This is a genomic window from Cobetia sp. (assembly GCF_983723665.1).
Map to the genome: position 1 here is coordinate 1 of NZ_CFDJES010000209.1, position 3,561 is coordinate 3,561.

Genomic DNA, 3,561 nt, shown 5'->3' on the forward strand with positions numbered 1-3,561 from the left:
GCGCGCTCCACCACCAGCTGCTCCAGCCGACCGCCGCCGAGGCTGTCGTGCAGCGTATCGGGGGTGATCAGCATCTTGCTGCCGGCACCACGCGGGGCAGAGCCCGCCACCGTCACCACGGTGGCCAGTGCATGCGCCGTCAATGCTGCCTGGGCCTCGGCGAGCGCCTGATACCAGCGGCCGGTCGCGGCACTCTTTGCATTCATGACGGCACTCTTGTCGACATTCATGACGGCACCTGCGTTGGCTCTGCGCCAGCAGTGTCGTGCTGCTCCTGCCAGTCACGCTGTTCGCGCGCCGCCAGCATCACCCGCTCCGGCGTGGCTGGGGTATCCAGGCGTACCGCGCGGCGATAGTCGGTCAGCGAGGCCAGCGCATCGCGCAACGCCGCCCACACGCTGATGGCGAGCATGAAGGGCGGCTCGCCGACCGCCTTGGAGCGATAGATGCTGGCGGCCGAGTTGGGATGTCCCTCCAGCAGGCGCACCTTGAGCGCGCCGGCCGGCACGTCACTGATCGCCGGAATCTTGTAGGTCGCCGGGCCATCGGTGAGCAGCCGGCCATCCTCGTTCCACTTGAGCTCCTCCGTCGTCAGCCAGCCCATGCCCTGCACGAAGCCGCCCTCGATCTGGCCGATGTCGATGGCCGGATTGAGCGAATCACCGACATCATGCAGGATCTCGGCGCTTTCCAGACGGTATTCACCACTCAGCGTATCGACGACCACTTCGCACAGCGCCGCGCCGAAGGCGTAGTAATAGAAGGGGTGACCGGTGCCGCTGGCGCGATCGTAATGGATATCCGGGGTGGCATAGAAGCCCTTATCGGACAGTGAGATGCGTTCCAGGTACGCCGCCTGGATCAGCTCGCCCCAGGTCATCAGCACACCGCTCGGGCCATGCAGCTCGCCATCCGTGAGACTCAGGCTGACGCGTGGCTGGGCGAGATGCTCGGCGGCGAAGTCGAGCAGGCGCATCTTGAGGCGCAGGCAGGCATCACGCGTCGCCATGCCGTTGAGGTCCGCGCCGGAGCTTGCCGCCGTCGGCGAGGTGTTGGGCACCTTGTCGGTGCGGGTGGCGGTGATGCGTACCTTGTCCACGCTCAGCCCCAGTTCACGCGCCGCGACCTGGGTGATCTTGGTGTGCAGGCCCTGGCCCATCTCGGTGCCGCCGTGATTCACCTGCACGCTGCCATCGGTGTAGACATGCACCAGGGCGCCTGCCTGATTGAGGTGCTTGGCGGTGAAGGAGATGCCGAACTTGACCGGTGTCAGCGCCAGCCCCTTCCTGACCACCGGATTGGCGGCATTGAAGGCGCGTATCTCGGCGCGGCGCGCCCAGTAGCGGCCACTGTCCTCGAGCTGATCGATCAGGGTCGCCAGCAGCGGGTGCTGATTGACGTGTTGGCCATAGTGCGTGGTCTCACGGCCTTCGCAGTAGAGATTGCGCTTGCGGATCTCCAGCGGGTCACGCCCCAGACGCCGGGCGATATCCTCCATCGCGGATTCGACCGCCAACATGCCCTGAGGGCCGCCAAAACCGCGGAAGGCGGTATTGGACGCAACATTGGTGCGTGCGCGAATGCCGCGCACGTGGGCATTGCCCAGGTAGTAGGCGTTGTCGGCATGGAACATGGCGCGATCGACGATGGCATCCGACAGATCCGGCGAGTGGCCGCAGTCGCCGGTCAGCTCGATGATGGCGGACTCGATGCGCCCACTGTCATCGACGCCGAATTCATAGCGATGGTGGAAAGGGTGGCGCTTGCCGGTCAGGCGCATGTCATCTGCGCGTGCCAGCCGCAGGCGTGCCGCGCGGCCGGTGCGCCGAGCGATCATCGCGGCCAGACAGGCCACCGGTGCGGCCTGGGTTTCCTTGCCGCCGAAGCCGCCCCCCATGCGGCGGGTCTCCACCGTGATGGCGTGGAAGGGCACGCCGAGCACTTCGGCGATCAGCTTCTGGACTTCGCTGGGGTGCTGGGAGGAGCTGTGCACCAGCATCTCGTCATCTTCGCCGGGCAAGGCCAGTGCGGCTTGACTCTCCAGATAGAAGTGTTCCTGGCCGCCGCTTTCCAGCTCACCGCTCAATTGCCAGGCGGATTTGGCGAGTTTGTTGCTGATGCTGTCGAGATCGCCGGCGCGACCATTGGCAAGCCGTGCCTGGGTGTGGGTCGGGCGCACCAGATCACCGCGGCTGGCCGCCTCGCGCGGGTCCAGGCACACCGGCAGGGGGGACGTTGCGACCTTGGCCAGTCGCGCCGCCTGACGTGCCGCGCGCTCGCTGTCGGCGGCGACCACGAACAGCGCCTGACCATGATGGCTGATGATGTCACTGACCAGCAGCGGGTCGCCGGGGAAGACCGGCCCCACATCGCTGTGACCGGGGATGTCGGCGGCGCTGAGCACGCAGACCACGCCGGGGGCACGGCGCACCGCTTCGAGATCCAGCGCATCCAGAGTGGCGTGCGCGACCTCGCTCATGCCGATGGCCAGATGCAGCGTGCCGGTGGGCAGTGGCAGGTCATCCACATAACGCGCCGAACCGCTGACATGGCGCTGGGCGCTTTCATGCTGACGTGACTGGAGAACGGGGGCGGCCGGCGCGGCGCTGGCGTCGGACTCAAGACTGTGCAAGGTACGCATCGAGGCTCTCCAGTGGCGTGAGGGAAGTCGTGGGCTGGCGCTCATTCAGGATGCGCTGGGCCACGCGGGGAATCAGATGGCTGGCGGCCAGCAGGCGATACTCGCGTGAGCCGCGCACGTCACTGAGCGGTGAGAAATCGGCCTGCACGGCCTGCTCGATCTGCTGACGAGTCTGCGCCGTCAGTCTGGCGGGAGTGAGAGATTCCAGCGCTTGCAGCGTCAGCAGTGCTTCCAGGTGCGGGGCGCGGGCCGGAACGCCGGCCATGCCGCCGAAGGCCACCCGCCAGTGCTGCGCGCGCCCGCTGGCATCACGCCGCCAGGCGAAGACACCGAGCAGGGTGGAGATGTCATCGTCACGACGCTTGGACAGCTTGTGCACCGCCAGTCGCTGGTTGGGCAGCGGGCGCGGCAGGAAGACGGAGAGGATGATCTCGTCCGGCATCAGCTGGGTACGCTTGTAGTCGAGGAAGTAGTCCTCGAGCTTCAGAATGCGTTCGTTGTCCTGGCTCATCAGCTGGATATAGGCGTCCAGCGCGATCAGCAGCGGCGGCATGTCACCGATGGGCGAGGCATTGCCGATATTGCCGCCCAGGGTGCCACGATGGCGGATCTGTTCACTGCCCAGTCGCGTGAGCAGCTCCGCGCCATCCGGGTAATGCTCCCGCAGCAGCGGCATCAGCTGGTGATAGCTGACCGCTGCCCCGATCCACCAGCCTGCCTGACCGGCGTGCTCGCCTTCCTCTATCTTGCCAAGCGCCGCGACCTGGGTGGTGTCGATCAAGGCCGGGAAGTCGCGCAGGCGCTGGGTGTGCTCCAGCATCAGGTCCGTGCCACCGGCGATCAGCGTGGCATCCGGGCGCTCGGCGCGCAGCGCCAGCAGGGCCTGCAAGGTGACCGGCCGATAGAAACGCCCGGTGTCT

General features: G+C 66.8%; 3 protein-coding genes. All 3 read right to left on the reverse strand.

Annotated elements, in window-relative coordinates:
- Positions 1-206, reverse strand: a 206-nt coding sequence (locus AC4FAH_RS13890) for an XdhC family protein (protein WP_490246241.1), incomplete at its 3' end; no start/stop codon positions are given.
- A gap of 20 nt (positions 207-226) precedes the next feature.
- Complete coding sequence (xdhB, locus tag AC4FAH_RS13895) at positions 227-2,641, reverse strand: xanthine dehydrogenase molybdopterin binding subunit (protein WP_490246242.1); 2,415 nt, start codon at positions 2,639-2,641, stop codon at positions 227-229.
- Positions 2,619-3,561: FAD binding domain-containing protein (locus tag AC4FAH_RS13900; RefSeq protein ID WP_490246243.1), on the reverse strand; the 943-nt coding region annotated here is incomplete at its 5' end. The genes AC4FAH_RS13900 and xdhB, both read right to left, overlap by 23 nt.

What these genes read in the sequence shown, in the direction of transcription:
- xdhB (WP_490246242.1), bottom strand. Translation starts at nt 2,641, where the DNA reads ATGCGTACCTTGCACAGTCTTGAGTCCGACGCCAGCGCCGCGCCGGCC.